This is a genomic window from Prevotella sp. TF12-30, assembly GCF_003436715.1.
GTDB lineage: Bacteria > Bacteroidota > Bacteroidia > Bacteroidales > Bacteroidaceae > Prevotella > Prevotella copri_A.
The window spans coordinates 1-290 of the sequence record NZ_QSQJ01000078.1 but is presented as its reverse complement, the minus strand read 5'-3'; the positions used below and the strand labels follow the sequence as shown (position 1 = coordinate 290).

Sequence of the window (290 nt, the reverse complement as noted above, 5' to 3'; positions counted from 1 at the left end):
TCTGTTTACCTTTCCTATACTTATACTATATGTAGAATCTAACGCCTTGTTGTTGTGAACGCTAGTGTCAATATATATATACAGGCTTTCGTCGCGGAATATTTATCTGGCCGCAACGCATCCCACAACCGCATCGGTCGTCTGATGCTCCGTGAGGATGGAACAGGTGCCATCGAATACTTCTATGGCAAGATGGGCGAGGTGACAAAGACCCGCCGCACGATGATTGTGCCTAACCAGGCGATAGCAACCTACGTGACGCAATGGACTTACGACAGCCACAACCGTCT

General features: G+C 48.3%; 1 pseudogene. It reads left to right on the top strand.

From position 1 onward, the window contains the following. Positions 1-54: 54 nt before the first annotated feature. Positions 55-290: pseudogene (locus tag DXD25_RS17280) on the top strand (hypothetical protein); the annotation flags it as partial.